Annotated in this window: 12 protein-coding genes, 2 tRNA genes and 2 rRNA genes; 8 read left to right on the top strand and 8 right to left on the bottom strand. The window is 32.3% G+C overall.

The annotated features are described in order from the left end of the window. Positions 1 to 2 precede the first annotated feature (2 nt). The 4 genes from L2Z92_RS04085 to rrf all read left to right on the top strand — a co-directional run bounded on the left by L2Z92_RS04085 (position 3) and on the right by rrf (position 3,504). Positions 3 to 76, top strand: a tRNA-Ile gene (locus tag L2Z92_RS04085). 98 nt (positions 77 to 174) lie between these two features. Next, positions 175 to 251: transfer RNA gene (locus tag L2Z92_RS04080), tRNA-Ala, on the top strand. Positions 252 to 362: 111 nt separating this feature from the next. Then, positions 363 to 3,244 (top strand): 23S ribosomal RNA (locus L2Z92_RS04075). 150 nt (positions 3,245 to 3,394) lie between these two features. Continuing rightward, positions 3,395 to 3,504, top strand: a 5S ribosomal RNA gene (rrf, locus tag L2Z92_RS04070). Between the two features lie 242 nt (positions 3,505 to 3,746). Here rrf and L2Z92_RS04065 read toward each other — a convergent pair. From L2Z92_RS04065 to L2Z92_RS21445, 3 genes are all read right to left on the bottom strand, one after another. Further along, positions 3,747 to 4,034 (bottom strand): hypothetical protein, encoded by a 288-nt coding sequence (locus L2Z92_RS04065; protein WP_236457573.1) that lies wholly within the window; start codon positions 4,032 to 4,034, stop codon positions 3,747 to 3,749. A 22-nt stretch (positions 4,035 to 4,056) separates the two neighbouring features. After that, a complete protein-coding gene (locus tag L2Z92_RS21450; protein ID WP_379677650.1) occupies positions 4,057 to 4,215 on the bottom strand; it encodes a LytR/AlgR family response regulator transcription factor in 159 nt (52 codons plus the stop codon). 468 nt (positions 4,216 to 4,683) lie between these two features. Then, positions 4,684 to 4,875 carry a histidine kinase gene (locus L2Z92_RS21445; protein WP_407647583.1) on the bottom strand — a complete coding sequence of 64 codons (192 nt, stop codon included), beginning with the start codon at positions 4,873 to 4,875 and terminating at the stop codon, positions 4,684 to 4,686. 497 nt (positions 4,876 to 5,372) lie between these two features. Between L2Z92_RS21445 and L2Z92_RS04060 the strand changes: the two genes are divergently transcribed. Continuing rightward, positions 5,373 to 5,519, top strand: a complete 147-nt coding sequence (locus L2Z92_RS04060) for a hypothetical protein (protein WP_236457572.1) — start codon at positions 5,373 to 5,375, stop codon at positions 5,517 to 5,519. A gap of 702 nt (positions 5,520 to 6,221) precedes the next feature. Here the strand turns inward: L2Z92_RS04060 and L2Z92_RS04055 are convergent. Both L2Z92_RS04055 and L2Z92_RS04050 read right to left on the bottom strand, forming a co-directional pair. Beyond that, a complete protein-coding gene (locus L2Z92_RS04055; protein WP_236457571.1) occupies positions 6,222 to 6,974 on the bottom strand; it encodes a PH domain-containing protein in 753 nt (250 codons plus the stop codon). A 100-nt stretch (positions 6,975 to 7,074) separates the two neighbouring features. Next, positions 7,075 to 8,268, bottom strand: a complete 1,194-nt coding sequence (locus L2Z92_RS04050) for a glycosyltransferase (protein WP_236457570.1) — start codon at positions 8,266 to 8,268, stop codon at positions 7,075 to 7,077. Positions 8,269 to 8,642: 374 nt separating this feature from the next. Between L2Z92_RS04050 and L2Z92_RS04045 the strand changes: the two genes are divergently transcribed. Genes L2Z92_RS04045 through L2Z92_RS04035 form a run of 3 tightly spaced genes read left to right on the top strand, consistent with a single transcriptional unit; the run spans position 8,643 to position 14,507 of the window. Further along, on the top strand, positions 8,643 to 11,732 hold the full coding sequence (locus tag L2Z92_RS04045; RefSeq protein WP_236457569.1) for a hypothetical protein: 3,090 nt from the start codon (positions 8,643 to 8,645) through the stop codon (positions 11,730 to 11,732). Next, positions 11,732 to 12,970 (top strand): hypothetical protein, encoded by a 1,239-nt coding sequence (locus L2Z92_RS04040; RefSeq protein WP_236457568.1) that lies wholly within the window; start codon positions 11,732 to 11,734, stop codon positions 12,968 to 12,970. Before L2Z92_RS04045 ends, L2Z92_RS04040 begins: the two co-directional genes overlap by 1 nt. Next, complete coding sequence (locus L2Z92_RS04035) at positions 12,954 to 14,507, top strand: glycoside hydrolase family 5 protein (protein WP_236457567.1); 1,554 nt, start codon at positions 12,954 to 12,956, stop codon at positions 14,505 to 14,507. Before L2Z92_RS04040 ends, L2Z92_RS04035 begins: the two co-directional genes overlap by 17 nt. Before the next feature lie 4 nt (positions 14,508 to 14,511). On the opposite strand, the gene L2Z92_RS04030 is transcribed toward L2Z92_RS04035, so the two are convergent. From L2Z92_RS04030 to L2Z92_RS04020, 3 genes are read right to left on the bottom strand one after another with little or no spacing between them, the layout of a single operon-like run. Further along, complete coding sequence (locus L2Z92_RS04030) at positions 14,512 to 15,684, bottom strand: glycosyltransferase (protein WP_236457566.1); 1,173 nt, start codon at positions 15,682 to 15,684, stop codon at positions 14,512 to 14,514. A 21-nt stretch (positions 15,685 to 15,705) separates the two neighbouring features. Continuing rightward, on the bottom strand, positions 15,706 to 16,977 hold the full coding sequence (locus L2Z92_RS04025) for an oligosaccharide flippase family protein (protein ID WP_236457565.1): 1,272 nt from the start codon (positions 16,975 to 16,977) through the stop codon (positions 15,706 to 15,708). Positions 16,978 to 17,029: 52 nt separating this feature from the next. Continuing rightward, positions 17,030 to 17,320, bottom strand: coding sequence for an STAS domain-containing protein (locus L2Z92_RS04020; protein ID WP_265210648.1), 291 nt, complete (start codon positions 17,318 to 17,320; stop codon positions 17,030 to 17,032). Positions 17,321 to 17,327 lie beyond the last annotated feature (7 nt).

Raw genomic sequence — 17,327 nt, 5'->3', positions numbered from 1 at the left:
AGAGTCTCGTAGCTCAGCTGGTTAGAGTACTACACTGATAATGTAGGGGTCGGCAGTTCGAGTCTGCCCGGGACTACTATTTTGGGAAAGTTTTATTAAAAGGAAATTTTAGAGGTTGAGTGAAGCCGTTTTAAGTACTGTTAACTGAAGAACTGTTAACTTAGCGCTAAAAATGGGGGATTAGCTCAGCTGGCTAGAGCGCCTGCCTTGCACGCAGGAGGTCATCGGTTCGACTCCGATATTCTCCACCACGGCTTAAAAAGCCACAAGTTCATTGACATATTGAGAAAAGAAAAATATAAAAATATAATAGAAAGCACAAATTTTGGGTGTTATATTCGTATAACATTTAAATAAAAGTACAATAAGCAAAATAAGGGCGTATGGGGAATGCCTAGGCTCTCAGAGGCGATGAAGGACGTGATAAGCTGCGAAAAGCTACGGGGATTGGCACACACGAATTGATCCGTAGATATCCGAATGGGGCAACCCACTATGTTGAAGACATAGTACTCCTACGGGAGAGTAAACCCGCTGAACTGAAACATCTAAGTAGGCGGAGGAGAAGAAAACAAAAGTGATTCCGTAAGTAGTGGCGAGCGAACGCGGATTAGCCCAAACCAGTGTTGTTACGGCAATACTGGGGTTGTAGGACTGCGATATTCTATGCGGATTGAATTAGAATAACCTGGAAAGGTTAACCAAAGAAGGTGATAGTCCTGTATAGGTAAGAGAAGATATAGATAGCAGTATCCTGAGTAGCGCGGGGCACGTGAAACCCTGTGTGAATCTGCCGGGACCATCCGGTAAGGCTAAATACTCCTGAGAGACCGATAGTGAACCAGTACCGTGAGGGAAAGGTGAAAAGAACCGTGAATAACGGAGTGAAATAGATCCTGAAACCATACGCTTACAAGCGGTCGGAGCCCTTTCGTGGGGTGACGGCGTGCCTTTTGCATAATGAGCCTACGAGTTACCGTTGCTGGCAAGGATAAGTGGTTAAGCCACGGATCCGTAGCGAAAGCGAGTCTGAATAGGGCGCTTTAGTCAGTAATGGTAGACGCGAAACCGTGTGATCTACCCATGGGCAGGATGAAGCTTTGTTAACCCAAAGTGGAGGTCCGAACCCGTTGACGTTGAAAAGTCTTGGGATGACCTGTGGGTAGGGGTGAAAGGCCAATCAAACTCGGAAATAGCTCGTACTCCCCGAAATGCATTTAGGTGCAGCGCTGAAATAGTTATATAGAGGTAGAGCTACTGATTGGATGCGGGGGTTTCACCACCTACCAATTCCTGACAAACTCCGAATGCTATATAATGATTTTCATCAGTGAGGGCATGGGTGCTAAGGTCCATGTCCGAGAGGGAAAGAACCCAGACCATCAGCTAAGGTCCCCAAATGTATGCTAAGTTGAAATAACGCGGTTTGTCTGCATAGACAGCTAGGATGTTGGCTTGGAAGCAGCCATTCATTTAAAGAGTGCGTAACAGCTCACTAGTCGAGCGGACGAGCATGGATAATAATCGGGCATAAGTATACTACCGAAGCTATGGATTTGTAAAATATTACAAGTGGTAGGGGAGCATTCTAAACTGGGTCGAAGGTGATATGTGAGTATTGCTGGACTGTTTAGAAAAGAAAATGTAGGCATAAGTAACGATAATGCGGGCGAGAAACCCGCACACCGAAAAACTAAGGTTTCCACAGCTATGCTAATCAGCTGTGGGTTAGTCGGGTCCTAAGGCGAATCCGAAAGGAACAGTCGATGGATAACGGGTTAATATTCCCGTACTACTTATAATTGTGATGGAATGACGGAGTGATGAAAGCACCACGAACTGACGGAATAGTTCGTTGAAGTACCTAGCTATATTCTCTATAGGCAAATCCGTAGAGAATGGCGAAATACGATAGTACTCGGAGTCTTCGGACAAAGGGATAGTGTGCCTAAGGGCTTCCAAGAAAAGTTTCTAAACTTAGATTATAAGTACCCGTACCGTAAACCGACACAGGTAGTTGAGGAGAGAATCCTAAGGTGCTCGAGAGATTCATGGCTAAGGAATTAGGCAAAATAGACCTGTAACTTCGGGAGAAAGGTCGCCAGCAGCAATGCTGGCCGCAGTGAAAAGGTCCAGGCGACTGTTTATCAAAAACACAGGGCTCTGCAAAATCGTAAGATGAAGTATAGGGCCTGACACCTGCCCGGTGCTGGAAGGTTAAGAGGAGATGTTATCTTCGGAGAAGCATTGAATTGAAGCCCCAGTAAACGGCGGCCGTAACTATAACGGTCCTAAGGTAGCGAAATTCCTTGTCGGGTAAGTTCCGACCTGCACGAATGGTGTAACGATCTGGACACTGTCTCAGCCATGAGCTCGGTGAAATTGTAGTAGCGGTGAAGATGCCGCTTACCCGCAGTGGGACGAAAAGACCCTGTGCACCTTTACTATAGCTTAATATTGACCTTGGACACGTGATGTGTAGGATAGGTGGGAGACTTTGAAGTGGCGTCGCTAGGCGTTGTGGAGTCATTGTTGAAATACCACCCTTTGCTTGTCTGAGGCCTAACCCCGCTTAAGTGGGGGACATTGTTTGGTGGGTAGTTTGACTGGGGTGGTCGCCTCCAAAAGAGTAACGGAGGCTTCTAAAGGTTCCCTCAGCACGCTTGGTAACCGTGCGTAGAGTGCAATGGTATAAGGGAGCTTGACTGAGAGACATACAGGTCGATCAGGTACGAAAGTAGAGCATAGTGATCCGGTGGTTCCGCATGGAAGGGCCATCGCTCAAAGGATAAAAGGTACGCCGGGGATAACAGGCTGATCTCCCCCAAGAGCTCATATCGACGGGGGGGTTTGGCACCTCGATGTCGGCTCGTCACATCCTGGGGCTGGAGAAGGTCCCAAGGGTTGGGCTGTTCGCCCATTAAAGTGGCACGCGAGCTGGGTTCAGAACGTCGTGAGACAGTTCGGTCTCTATCTACTGTGGGCGTTAGAAATTTGAATGGATCTGATTCTAGTACGAGAGGACCGAATTGGACAAACCTCTGGTGTATCTGTTGTTCCGCCAGGAGCACTGCAGAGTAGCTACGTTTGGAAGGGATAAGCGCTGAAAGCATATAAGCGCGAAACCCACCATAAGATGAGATTTCTTTTAAGGGTCGTGGAAGATGACCACGTTGATAGGCTATAGATGTAAAGGCAGTAATGTCATAGTCAAGTAGTACTAATAACCCGTAAGCTTATGTACGAATTTCCTGCTCCGCAAGGAGCAGGGATGCACTTTCTATAGAATAATAAATATATTTTCTTGTCTCAATATGTTAAGATATTATTGTATATATTCATTTTGAAAAACAAATGTTTATTGCAATTAATTGCCCAAAGCAATTAGATCATTTAAGGTGGTTATTGCGGTGGGGCTCACCTCTTCCCATTCCGAACAGAGAAGTTAAGCCCACCTGCGCAGATGGTACTGCAATCCTGTGGGAGAGTATGTCGCCGCCTTTCTTTTAAAAACCCTAATCATACTGATTAGGGTTTTTTGTTGTATCTTTTTTTTAGAATTGTGAGATAATTGGATCAATTCAAAAAGTTATTCTCATATCAACACAATTACATATCTAATCACATTTTGAAATCCGTACAGCGTTCTCTTGACACAATTACCTCATTTTCTTGTGAAGGTTCTAGCTTTAATAGTAATCTACTATTAAAGTAATTATGAATTTCCTTTACAGAACTTAAAGAAATCATTTATTTTCGGTTGATTCTAAAAAGTCAATAGGATTCAAAATTTCATTCAATTGATCAATTGTATATTCGATGGGATAACCTTTTCCATTAAAAGTATTTAAGCATATAGTTCCGTTTTCAGATTTGAAAAAAGTGATATCTTTAACATTAAATGTGCTAAAGTGATTGTCTACCTTTACCTTAAAACGATGTTTGTATTGTTTTTGAAAAAGATTCTTGAAATCCTGTATTTTGGGTTCTAATATTTCTTTTTTTGGATACGTAGATAACCTATGCTTTTCCAAACCTCGCTGTAATTCTTTTTTATCAATTGGGTTTTAAAAGATAGTCAAAACCATTGTATTTAAAACCTTTAATAGCATATTCGTTATATGTCGTGGTAAAAATAATTCGTGGATGATTTTCTAAGGAGTCAAGAATATCGAATCCATATCCATCATTCAGTAGGATATCTAAAAAAATCAAGTCTGGGAGTGGATTCTTTTAAACCAATTTACAGACGAAATTATTTCTATAATGTCAATATCAGACGAGACTTCATTTATTAGATTTTTAAGTCTCCTACTAGTTATAGCTTCGTCTTCTATAATGATTGCTCTCATCTAGTTTATTGTTTGTAAGGGTATTTGTTGTTTAGTTTCTTTTTTCAATAGAGGTAGGCTAACTCTAAAAATATTGTTTTCTTGATTAATTTCTATTTTTTCATTAGTGTAGAAGGAATATCTTTTTTTATGTTGCTTATTCCCATTTTGGTAGATACTTGTTCTTCGTTTCGAAGTTTTAGGGTATTTTCTACAATGATAGTTTTATTACTACTATTTGTGATAGATATTATTAAAGGATGTTCCATTGAATAATAATTATGTTTCAAAGCATTTTCAACAAGTATTTGGAGAGATAAAGCTGGAATAACATAATCACTTGCTTTTAAATCTATTTTGTTGAAATTTTAAGAGAGATTTTATGTCTTACATCCATCATAAAAATGAAAGAGTCTAAAAAGTTAAGCTCTTTGTCAAGGCTTACTAAATCTTCTTCGTTGTTTTCTAAAATATAACGATAACAAGATGATAGTCTTGTTACGAAATCTGAAGCAAGGTCTAGATCCTCATGCCTGAAATCCAGTCCAGTCCATTTAGTAGATTTTTTTTTTAAATGTATTTTTATAAGCCATTAATTCAGTTCCCATGTTATAATAGAAAAAAAGAACGCACTGGAATAATAAAAAAGGTTTGTAATACTAAAAAATAATGGTAGTTATTCAATCTTTCAACCTTACTGACAGATACAAATCAGACTTTCTGAAAAAATAACTTTAAATACGGGTGTACATGGTCAATATTTTTCAATTAATGAAGAATTCTTAGTTGAGCCAAGGGCTTCATTTAGTTATGCTATAAATTCAAAGAGTGTAATTAATATTGGTTATGGAATACACCATCAAAATGTTTCAGCACCTTTATTATTTCTTAATGAAAACATAGGAGCAAACTTAGTCCAAGCTAATAGAAAATTAGATTTGGTAAAAAGTGATCATTATGTATTAGGTTATGATTTAAGATTTGCTTACAAATGGATAGCTAAAGTGGAATTATACCATCAAGTAATAACTAAAGCTGCAGTTGAAAAAAAACTTTTCGGGTTATTCTTCATTAACTGAAGGTGAAAGTTTTGGTTATTCAATTGATAAGCACTCGCTAGTAAGTAAAGGTAAAGGAAGTAATATGGGCATTGAGTTAACCTTAGAAAAGTTTTTTAGTAAAGAGTAAAATGTATTGTTTACTTCTTCTTTTTTTTTGAAAGTAAACACACGGGTAGCGACGGAGTAGAGAGAAATTCTGCTTTTAATAACGGGTATGTTGTCAATGCATTAGCGGGTAAAGAATTTAAAATTGGTAAAGAAAGAAGAAATGTTTTTTCTGTAAATACAAAATTTACAACAGCAGGTGGAAGATATTATACTTCTGTTGATTTAGTAGCTTCTCAAGTAGCAGGTTTTCAGATTACTAATGATAGTAATCCCTACAGGGAACAATATGATCTGTATTTAAGATTAGATCTAAAATTTGGAATAAAATCAAACAGTAGAACAAAAAAAGCTTTCACATCAATTTTATGTTGATTTTTAGAATATTACAGGGAAATAAAATGTTTTTATAAAAGAATCAAATAGGGTTTCAACCAGATTTTGGTTATAGATTTAATTTTTAAAGCTATTATTGCTAATTTAATAAACCACTATGGACTTCAAGTCTATGGTTTTGGTTCGTCAAAACTAAAAATTTGTATTATTAGTTGATTTTTGATTATTAATGTCATTTGATATGCTATGACGTTTTAAATAGTATTTACCATTTAATTTGTTATATGTCCAAAAATAACTTTAAGATACCTTTTCTTAACTCTAGGAGTTTTGGAAGCCATCTACTCTATAATTATTTATAACATCTTAGCTCTAATGGTAAAATGCTTTACATGTAGCTTAGGATTTCTTTTTTTAGGTTATCGTATTCACCTTGTAGTATAAGTCCGTTATCTAAAAGACGTTTGTAATTTTGTAATTTTTCAAATAATTCATCTTGAGATAATTCACTAAGTTTTCTTTCAGGCGTATCTTTGTTTTTTTGAGGCTCTTGATAGTTAATTTCTTCTTCTCTTCTTGTTACTTCTGTGGGTATAATTTCAGCAAAATTAAACACTTCTTCTGTTTGAGTTTCTTCAGTAATTATTTCTTCTTCAACTTTAGTGTCGTTTGAAACTATCTCTTCTGAAACAAATTCAATAATACTAGGAGAAGTATTTTCTGGTGAATTTTCTTTCAAATGAGGATTTTTTATATAATCCAATTGTTCTTTAGCAAAAGTATATAGCTTTCTTGCTTGATTCTTTGGTAGATAATCAATTGTATGCGTTAGTTCAGACTTTGTTGAGAAAGTAAATTCAGAACCAAGAATTCCTTCTTTTACAAATGTTGCAGCAATGTCATCCCAATCATAATCCATAAAATCCATTGATAGACCTAGATTTTTAGGCTTGCATAGAATGATTCTTTTGTTTGTAATAACTATACTATCGGGTAAAATTGTAACGGCTGGTTTTTTTTGAACAGCTATATATCCAATTTCTTCGTTAGTCATCAACAAGTTCTCCAATTTGGCTGTTATTTTATCTATTGATTTTGGATCTTGATCTTCGTTTAATATCTTCTTTAAATTGTCAAACATGATTATATAAATAAAAGTAGTACAACAAATGTAGTTTGTATTTTTTAATATTTATTAAAACGATACTATTTTATTTAGATAGAGCCTAGCTTTAAGTGTTTTATCTATAGTGTATTGCAATTTGAAATATCTGACCTACAATTTTAACAGAATCCTTCATTGATAATTTAGAACCATCTGCATGAATCCATCTCTTTAATGGTTGTTCGCAAATTAATTCTTGTGCTTTTTTAGAGCCATAAACTTTTTTCATTCTCATGAAAATTTCAACATCAAATAGCCATTTTGTTAGGAACTTATCTTGAAAAGTACGTTCTATAATTTCTTTAGTCATAATTTTAGCACCACATTGAGTGTCATTAATTTCCATTCCTAAAGTTTTTCGAATAATAAAATTGATTGTTTTACTAATAATTGCTCTTGCAGATTCTTTAGTTATGTTTGCCCCCATTCTACTCATTCTTGACCCACTAACGATTTGAAAATTAGTTGTAAAAATAGTTGTAGTTAAATCTTGGAAATCATCAAAATCAGTTGATAAGTCGGCATCTAAAAAGCCAATATAATCATATTCATTTTGAGCTGCTAAATGTAGCATCCCTAAACGTACTGCTTCTGCTTTACCTCCGTTTTTTTCGCAATTATAAATGCTAATATAGTCTTCGTGTCCTTTTCTTAATTCATGAAGCACTTCTAATGTGTTGTCTTTACTGCCATCATTAACAAAGCAAATATGATAACCTAAATTTTTTCTAACAAACGTTTTGAATTCTTCACCTAGTAATCTTTTTTCTTCGTTATAACATGGAATTACAATTCCAACACAGCCTTTCTGTATATATCTATTATTGTTTAAGTCAATTACAGCATTTGTGTTATAGATTTTTGCGGCTCCTATTAATCTTTTTACTCGTGCACCAATTTCTGAAAGACTAACGGGTTTTTTCATGTAGTCTACGGCTCCTAACTCAAAACCTCTTGAAATTATATCTTCTGTAGTATTTCCTGAAAGAAACATTACTGGAATATTATCGTTGTTTTCTTTTTTAATATGTTTTACTATTTCTAAACCTGGTGCATCTTCTATAAATGCGTCTTGGTTGTAAGAGTAATTAGAATCATCCATAATAGGCATATTCATGTCGGTTATGACAAGGTTTGGTAAGAACTTGTCATATTCTGTAATGGCATCAACAACATTGCTAGCAGTTTGAACTTCGTAGCCAAGGTCTGTAAGCCATTTTTTAAGCGATAAAAGAACTAGGGTTTGGTCATCTACAATTAAGACTTTCATGGGATTATTAGGTTAAATTAGTTAAGATAAAGGATTGTAATTTTTGATAGTATTATAAAATTACTTAATTAATAAAAAGAACATAATGCAAATAATCCAAACGAATTTTCTTGTAAGAGATAAAATATAGTCATGTAAATGTTGTTTTAATTACTATGTTTTCTTGAATTTTATCTTAAAGGGTATCTTTTAACATATAAACTCATTTAATACAATATTATAAATTGTATTTGATATTATGTTACAATTTTTCTGTAATAATTGTTAAAGTTTATTATTGTTGACAAATATTTGTGATTTGTTTTGTGCTTTAAACAATAAATACTGCTTGTATTATTATATTTACATAAACCTTCAGAAATGAGATTATTGCTGTGAACGAAAAATCTAATAAATATCTAATTGTAGCCTTACTTGTTGGTGTTGTATTTCATTCGAGTGCTATTTTTTTCACTATTGAAGAAACTTATGATGCTTTAATTCATATGTTCTTCGCAAATCATTATGCAAATAGTTGGTTTGAGCCTTGGAATTATAGTTGGTATACAGGATTTACTGTAATGGGATATCCACCTTTAGTACATCAAACTATTGGCGTGCTTTCTTTGATTGGTGGTTTGAAATTCGGGCTTTTTACTGTTGCAATTATTGGAATAGTTTTGTTTATTACAGGAGTGTTTCGCTATACTGTTGCAATTACAGGCAATAGAACGGTTGCTGGTTATGCCGCTTTGGTTGCAGTTTTTTCGTCTTCATTTGTTGAAACGTTACATATTTTTGGTCAGTTACCGAGTATAGTTGGTGTTTCAATTTTAATGCACTCTATTCCTGAAATTTATCTTTGGATTAAAACAGGTTTAAGAAAATATTTATTTACTTCATTATCGTTATTGGCAGTAACAGTTACTTCGCATCACGTTACACCAATTTTTGGAATGGTCTTTTTTATTTTTCCACTAATTGGAACAGTAATAATGGATACAGCCTGTGAAGAAGTTGTTTCATTTAAAAGAATAACGTTTAAATTATTTCTTCAAACTTTTTTTAAACTTTTTAAAAGGATAGTTGTTTTTGGAATGTCTTCTTTGTTTCTTATTGTTTTTTGTATTCTCCCATATTGGATTAATTCAAAAAAAAATCCTATAACTCAAGTTCCTATTCCTCATGGGAGCAGGGATAACTTTCTTGAGGTTACGTCTTCAGGTTTAATGTTTTTTGTTATTCCTTGGGGTATTCTGCTCTTTATTTTTCCATATATTTTATATCGATATTATAGTAGAAGGTATATTTTCTTTGGCTTATCAATCAGTTTATTGTCTGTTTTAGGAACTGGCGGAACTACTTCAATTCCTATAAAAATACTTGGAGAAAATGCATTTAATATTTTAACATTAGATAGGTTTACGCTATGGGCTTCAATAATGAGTTTGCCAATTTTTGGAGAATTCATGTATCGATTTGTAGAAGGCGATTTGAAATTACTAATTCAAAGGAAATTTGGCTCCATATATCATCGGATTTTAGGTGCACTTTTTGCAGGTTCCTTTCTTTTTATTGCTATTTTTACAATTACATTAGGTTATTTTAGGCCATTTCAGCCTCAAAAAATTAACTTTCTTCCAATTGTAAATTTTCTTAATCAAGATCAGCATGATCAATGGAGGTATTTGCCTTTAGGTTTTGGTGATCAAATGGCTGTTTTGTCTTCTCAAACCAAAGCAATGACGGTTGATGGAAATTATCATTCTGCAAGGAGATTACCAGAACTTACTTCTAGGGCTGTTGAGCGCTTGGAGAATTCTAAGTTTAGAGGGTTAGAAGGGATTGGTTCTTTGCAGCAATTTTTAACTGTGCCTGAAAAATATAATCTTAAATATGTTTTTTCAAATGATAAATTTTATGATCCTATATTGTATTTCTGTGGTTGGCATCGATTGACACAACTAGAGAATGGAATTATGGTTTGGGAAAAATTAAATGTTGCTCCATTATCTAAGATATTACCTAAGGAAGACGTTCCAATATTTCAAAAATTAATGTGGGGAATAATTCCTTTTCTAACAGTTATTGTTGCTTTTGTGCTTAATGTTCAAATGATTTTTTATCAAGCTTTGAAATTAAAAGAAATAGCAAAACCAGATTTCTTTAAGTTTAGTATTCCGTATAATAAATTTAGAGAAAAATTAGTGCCACTTCTTCATATTTGGATTGTTTTTATCTTGAGTATTATTAGCTATTTCCTCTATCAATTCTATGTTTATAATACGGCTCAATTAACTCCTAAAAATGTAGTTAAATCCTATTATGATGCTTTAGATTTTAAATTTTATGAAAAGGCTCATTCTTATATAGATCCTCATAGTAACTTAGGTTTGTCTCAGTATATGCTTGAAATAGCTGTTTTAGATGGTGTATTAAATTCTTATGCGAAGTTGGATTCTATTGATGTGAGAGTTGTTAAGAAAACAAAAGAAAGAGCACTTTTGGTAGCGAATACCAAATGGATTACTCCTTTGGAAATTATTGAAAAAGAATATCGACATGAAGTTATTAAAAGAAAAGGAAAATGGTATATTTTACCTTCAAAATTAGATTTAGATATTCCTCCAGATCAATTTATTTCTAATAGTGGAACTGAATTTTTTAAACATGGCCGAAGAAAAATAACCACACAACAAACCTATCACGATGATGTTTTAAAACAACCAGAGTTAGAAATTCTAAATGCAACATTAATAAAACAAAATAATGAATATATAATTATTGGTGAACTTCAAAATATTGATAACTCTCCTGCAGATGTAATTTTAAAAGCTACTTTGTATAATGAAAATGATAAGAAATTAGCTTCTCATAACTCAAAATATGTAATTAAACATAAATTAATGCCTAAAGAAATTACAAGTTTTAGAGTGAATTTTGAAGATATTGCTTGGTTAAAAAATACAGATGTTAAGCCCACAACATTTAATCCAGATGAATTTACACCACTAGAAATTGAAGAAATACCAAAAACATTCGATATTCAAGCTGCTGGAAACGTTGCTATTACTGATTTATATACACAAGTGTCATTCTCAGATCTATATTTAAATGGTAATCAATTAAAAGGAACTTTGTTTAATTTTGGAATCCAAGAAGTAACTATTCCTGAATTATTAATTTCTTATTATAATAAGAACAAAGAATTGATATATGTAGATCATTATTTTTTATCGGAAGGAGTAAGAGTGCAAAGAAAACAGTATTTTACGTATGATTTGTTAGATTTAACTAATTGTGTTATTTTAAAATCATCATTAGAAAACTGCTTTGTGAATGGTTTACCTAATGGGAATTTGGCAGCAGCAATTGTTCCTAATAGAAAAAATAATCAATCGGAAGATCAATTGCAAAAAATAAAAGGGAAAGGATTTGATTACATTAAAATTGAAGTGAATAACTACATAGGAAATCCAAAATAATGAAAAAGAGAATCATTTTGTTGTGCTTTTGTTTTTTCTTCGTTTTGATTGCTTTTAAACAAGTTGTCATTAGCGAGGAGAAAACGGTTGAATTTTATTTAGTGACAAAAGACTCTTCTTATGTAGCAGGAGAGCCTATGGAGTTAAGGTTCGATATGGATAAAAAAGTTGAAGACTTAGAGTTGTTTCTGATCCATTCCTACAGTAAAACAGTTTTACATCCTGAATTTGAAAATGATAAAGCAGTTTTTAAGATTCCTGAACTGTTTAGCAAAAAAACAGGTATAGTTTCTTGGTATTTAATTTATGAATCTACCCAAAAATTAAAAGGTGAGTTTCGTATTTTACCAAATGATAGAACTCCAACACGTATTGAGAATTACCTTGGCCCAAGAACAATTTTGACGGGTAATGATCATTTCACAATGCTGGTGGTTGTTCCTACAGATAATTATGACAACCCAAAAAGTGAGAATTCAAAGGTTGAAATTAAATATCAGTTTTTAAATTCAATCACCACTATTACTAAACAAACAAAAGATTTTATTGTTTGGAAGAATATATACGCACCTACTAAATCGGGAAAATTATTGGTTTCTAGTCGTTGTGATAGTACAACAACTAAAGAGATTGAGACAGAGATTTATCCATCAATAGCAACCGATTTTAAAATTGATTATTCTAGAAATCATGAATTCGCAGATGGAAACCAAATTACAACGCTATTTACTTCGGTAATTACAGATAAATATAACAACATTGTTAGTGACGGAACTTTTGTTAGTTTTCACATAACAACTAGTGAGGATATGGTGTTAAAGAGCTACGGAACAACTATTAACGGAATTGCTAAAGGACAAATATTGCATCCAGATCATGTTGAAACCTATAAAATAAAAGGATATGTTACTGGAATGGCAGAAAGTAATAGTATTTTAATTGATTATAAACCGATCATTAAATCGTTTGATATTAAGCTTATTAATGATAACAGGACTATTGTTGTTGGCCCAATTAAAAGCTTTATGCAGCAATTAGTTTCCGATGGTATTAAAGTAGTTGTAAATATCTATCATAAAGATAAGTTAATAAAGACTTTACAAGAAGATACATCAAAAGGTATTGCCACATTTACTATTTCTTCAGAATTTTATAAAGAAAATAGTTATCAATTCGAGATTACCACTTTAGGAATTACCCAAAAAACTGAAATTATAAAATATGAGCTTAATAAATAATAAAAACATATATAGAACTATACTTATTGTTTCATTTATTGGACTCAATATTTTATTGCTTCTAGGGATAAGTAGAATATTAGAATATTTAAATTCTGGAGCAGATCGTTCAACAATGCTTCATTTAGAGAAAGAAACAGTTTCAACCTATTTGCCAAAGGTGAATTGGATTTCGCTTGAAAATCCTGCGAGAGAAATGGAGAAAAATACCTTGAATAAGATTGAACGTGATTATCTTTTTGCTTGGTACATTAAAAATAATGCATTTCAAAATAATGATAGTACTGGAATTGACGATTTTTATACTCAAAATACTAGAATAAATTTAAAGAGCACTATTGTTTATAATAAACAGAATAATATTTCAATAGAGAGTACGACTTTAAAACATAATCCTAAATTAGAATTTTATAGTGAAGATGGTCAGCAAATAGTATTCACAGATAAAAATGTAATTGAGTTTCAGAAAGTATTTAAAAATGAAAAGTTAATTGCAACCGTTCAAGACACAGCAACGTATAAAGTATTAATGTTGTTAGAAGATGGCTTTTGGAGGGTTAGACATTTGCTAAAGATGGATAAAGAAGACTTTGATAGTATACCGAAAAAATCGAAAGGTATTTATAGCGTTTCTGGTAAGAAAATAATGAAGGATAGTGTCGATTTTTTAGTAAAAGGAATTAATTATTACCCTAAAAATTCTGCTTGGGATACTTTTGGTGTCAAATTTAACACTGATACTATTTCTAAAGATTTTGATATTATTAAAAGTGCTAATTTGAATACTATTCGTGTTTTTCTTCAATATGAAGATTTTGGAAAAGCAGATGTTTCTATTGAAAAGTTAGAAAAATTAGAAATTTTACTTGATTTAGCAGAAAAAAAAGAATTAGCTGTAATTGTTACTTTATTCGATTTTTATGGTGATTATTCTTTAAATAGTTGGACATTGACGCATAGACATGCAGAAAAAATTGTTTCTCATTTTAAAGATCATAAAGCAATTTTGGCTTGGGATATTAAAAATGAACCTAATTTAGATTTTGAGTCCAGAGGAAAAGAAAACGTAATTAATTGGCTGTCTCAAACTATAAATGTGGTTAAAGAAAACGATCCAAATCATTTAATCACTATTGGTTGGTCAAATTCAGAATCGGCAATGAACTTAGAAGATGAAATAGATTTTGTTTCCTATCATTTTTACAATCCGATTGAACAATTTCAACAAGAGTTTACTGCTTTAGATAAAGCTACAGAAAAACCAGTGGTTCTTCAAGAGTTTGGTCTAGAATCCTATAAAGGTTTTTGGAATTGGTTTGGAAATAATGTTAATGATCAAGCTAATTATCATAAAAAAATGCAAGATACTTTTAAAAAGAATAATCTTGCATTCGTTTCTTGGACTTTATATGATTTTCCAAATGTGCCTAATGCTGTTGTAGGGCGATGGCCTTGGCAAAAGCAAAAGCAAAAAAAATTCGGTTTTATAGACGTTAACGGAAAACCAAAAGAAGCTTTTAAATATATATCGAACTAAGATATTACTTTACTCCAATGTCTTTAAAATGACTAATATATAGATCCACAATTTTATCCATGGATAAAGCAGATGCTGCTTTGAAGTTTTTCATCGCAATTTTTCGTCTATAATCATCGTCATTAAATATTGTTGCTATTGCTTTGGCTAAAGAATCGGCACTTTCTGGATTAAAAAATTCTCCTGCGTAACCTTCTTCTTTAACTAATAAACTCAAGTCTCCTAAATCGGGCATAATAACTGCTTTTCCATAGCTTCCAGCTTGGTGTAATACACCAGAGCTTCCTGTTGTAGATGTGTATGGAAAAACAACAACAGTACTTTCGTTAAATATTCTTTCAACATCGTTCTCTTCAACATAACCAGTAAATATTAGTCCTTTTACGTCAGCATATTTTTCTTTAATTGTTTCTAAATAACCAGGTGTATTCGGACTGTCTGTCCCTGCAATTACTATTTCTATTGGTTCTTTGTTTTTTCTTCTAATTATTTCAACCGCTTCAATTAAAATTTCAACTTTTTTATAAGTACCAAATTTTCCAAATGCCATTACTTGTTTAGGACCAGGTTTTAAATCAAAATTAATAACTTTTGGTGTTTCAAAAGTCCCATGAGGAATTAGAACGATATTTTTTGCTTTGTATTTCTCTTCTAGAACAGTAACATATTTGCTTATCGTAACAGCGACTTTGTCTGCTTTTAATAGAAATCGTGTTAGTGTTGTTCCTATAAAATTATAGATTTTTTGTGCAAGTTTGTTTGAAGTAAATCCAGCACTGTCTAAATCTACTTGTTCTAAAATATTATGAAGCAATACTATATTTTTATAGCCTAAGATGCGTAATGTCATTGGTATCATTAAGCCTAAAGCTGCTGGGATTTTTTTATCTCCAAATTTCATAAATTGAAGATTAAAAAGAATAGCGTCTGGTTTTTCTTTTAAGACTGTTTTAATGATTGAGAAACAACTGAGATAGCTGTTAAATGTCCAACTGTCACAAACTTTTACTTTATCACTTTTCTCGAAATCTAACTGTTTAGTCTCAGAAGTTTTGTCGGATATTAAAATTAATTCTTCGACTTCGTCTTTTAAAACAAAATTTTTAACTAAATGATATCCGTATTCATTTAATGTTACTTTACTTGGAGGGAATGCAGTTACAACAGCTACTTTCATATGTCTATTTTTAATTTTCTATTATTTAAGCTGGTTATTAGCAGTAGCTTTTCTATTTTGAAAAAAGAAATAAAACAATTGAAAAAACAATAGAATCATCATTGCAATAATTTGCATGTGAACAACTTGTTCTAATGTATCATGATATGCAATAATAAGAAATATTTGTGTACATCCTAAGATGGCAGAGACAATTACTGGAAAATATTGATTTATTGATAAGAAATAATAAGCAAAAATATTGGCAATAGCAAAAAGAGAAGTTGCTAATGCGTATTTCCAAAGAAGTACAGCTATTGAAACATAAGCATTTCCAAACATAACTTTAACGACAAACTCAGGGAAAAGAGCTGTGAAGCAAACAATTCCTGTCGATAATATACCAATGTATGTAACATATTTCATTAAAATAGGTAATGTGTCTTTGCCTTCTTTCTTCATTTGTATAACTTTAGGAAGTAGTAACATTACAAACATCCATGCTACAAAATATACAACTCTACCAATTAGTGCCAGGGAGGCATATAAGCCAGCATTTGTATCGTCAAAGAAATGTTTAACAAGAATAATGTCGCTATTGTTTATTATGATTTGAGTTAATTCGTAAAAAGCAGTTAAAGAGAAGAAGGTGATAATTGCCTTTTTGTTAATGTCGATTTCTTTTAATTTAGTTCTTTGAAATAGCATCTTTTGAAAAGGAAATAATCCAAATACAAATGAAATGATTATTCCTAATGACACAATAATAGAAGAAGGAATGTCAGTTAAAAGTAAAATAGCAAGAATTGTTAAACATAAACGACTTAACATTTCTGTAGTATAGGTCTTGGAAAGTTGATTGAATTGATTTTTCCCTTGATATATCCCTCTATTAACACTCATTAAAAAATACAAAGGAATACCTAATCCAAATAGTAAAAACATAGTTGCTGTTTTTGTGTGAAAAAGGTCTTGTAAATAGGTGTTGAATGATATAATTAGTGCGCCAAATAATAAACCGAATAATAATGCGTATTTAGTAATGAATTTTATAAAAGCGTGAAGTTTGTCATCTTCAAAAAGCACAGCATATTTTGCTGTAACAATTTGAAAAGTCATGCCAACAAATGATAAAACTAATAAAAGTGTAATTAGAATGGCAGCATCAGCAAAATGTTCTGGACCAAGAATTCTTCCAAGTAGTAAGTTGTAAGCGTAATTACCTGCATTAACTATCAATATGGTTAACATAAAGAACTGTTCCTGCGTAATGCGTTTATAATCAAACGAAAGTATTCTGTCAATTAATTTCATGTTAACTTAAAGTTTGTACTAAAATTAACATTTTAATTATTAAAAAACATAATTATTTTAAAATATAATTTAAATTTTCTCCGCTGAAAACTGAATTTACTTTTTGATTTTGTTTGCCTATTATATAAAATATTTTATTACTCTCCGTTGCTTTTTTGTATAAATATGCAATTGCATTTACTGCCACATTATCCATTTCTTTAATTTTATATAAGGAAATTGTTATAGATTTAGATTGGTCTATAAGTGTTTCAAAATGTTTTCTGAAAGACTTTGTGTTTTGCGAGTTTATGGAACCGTTGATTTCAAAAACGCCTAAGTTGTATTTAATTTGTAGTGCCATGTTGTTT

Origin of the sequence: Flavobacterium jumunjinense (assembly GCF_021650975.2) — a bacterium.
In the GTDB taxonomy this organism is placed as follows: domain Bacteria; phylum Bacteroidota; class Bacteroidia; order Flavobacteriales; family Flavobacteriaceae; genus Flavobacterium; species Flavobacterium jumunjinense.
The sequence above is the reverse complement of the archived record's forward strand: the minus strand, read 5'-3'. Positions and strand labels throughout refer to the sequence as shown.

What these genes read in the sequence shown, in the direction of transcription:
- L2Z92_RS04050 (WP_236457570.1), bottom strand. Translation starts at nt 8,268, where the DNA reads ATGAAAGTCTTAATTGTAGATGACCAAACCCTAGTTCTTTTATCGCTT.
- L2Z92_RS04025 (WP_236457565.1), bottom strand. Translation starts at nt 16,977, where the DNA reads ATGAAATTAATTGACAGAATACTTTCGTTTGATTATAAACGCATTACG.
- L2Z92_RS04030 (WP_236457566.1), bottom strand. Translation starts at nt 15,684, where the DNA reads ATGAAAGTAGCTGTTGTAACTGCATTCCCTCCAAGTAAAGTAACATTA.
- L2Z92_RS04020 (WP_265210648.1), bottom strand. Translation starts at nt 17,320, where the DNA reads ATGGCACTACAAATTAAATACAACTTAGGCGTTTTTGAAATCAACGGT.
- L2Z92_RS04040 (WP_236457568.1), top strand. Translation starts at nt 11,732, where the DNA reads ATGAAAAAGAGAATCATTTTGTTGTGCTTTTGTTTTTTCTTCGTTTTG.
- L2Z92_RS04055 (WP_236457571.1), bottom strand. Translation starts at nt 6,974, where the DNA reads ATGTTTGACAATTTAAAGAAGATATTAAACGAAGATCAAGATCCAAAA.
- L2Z92_RS04035 (WP_236457567.1), top strand. Translation starts at nt 12,954, where the DNA reads ATGAGCTTAATAAATAATAAAAACATATATAGAACTATACTTATTGTT.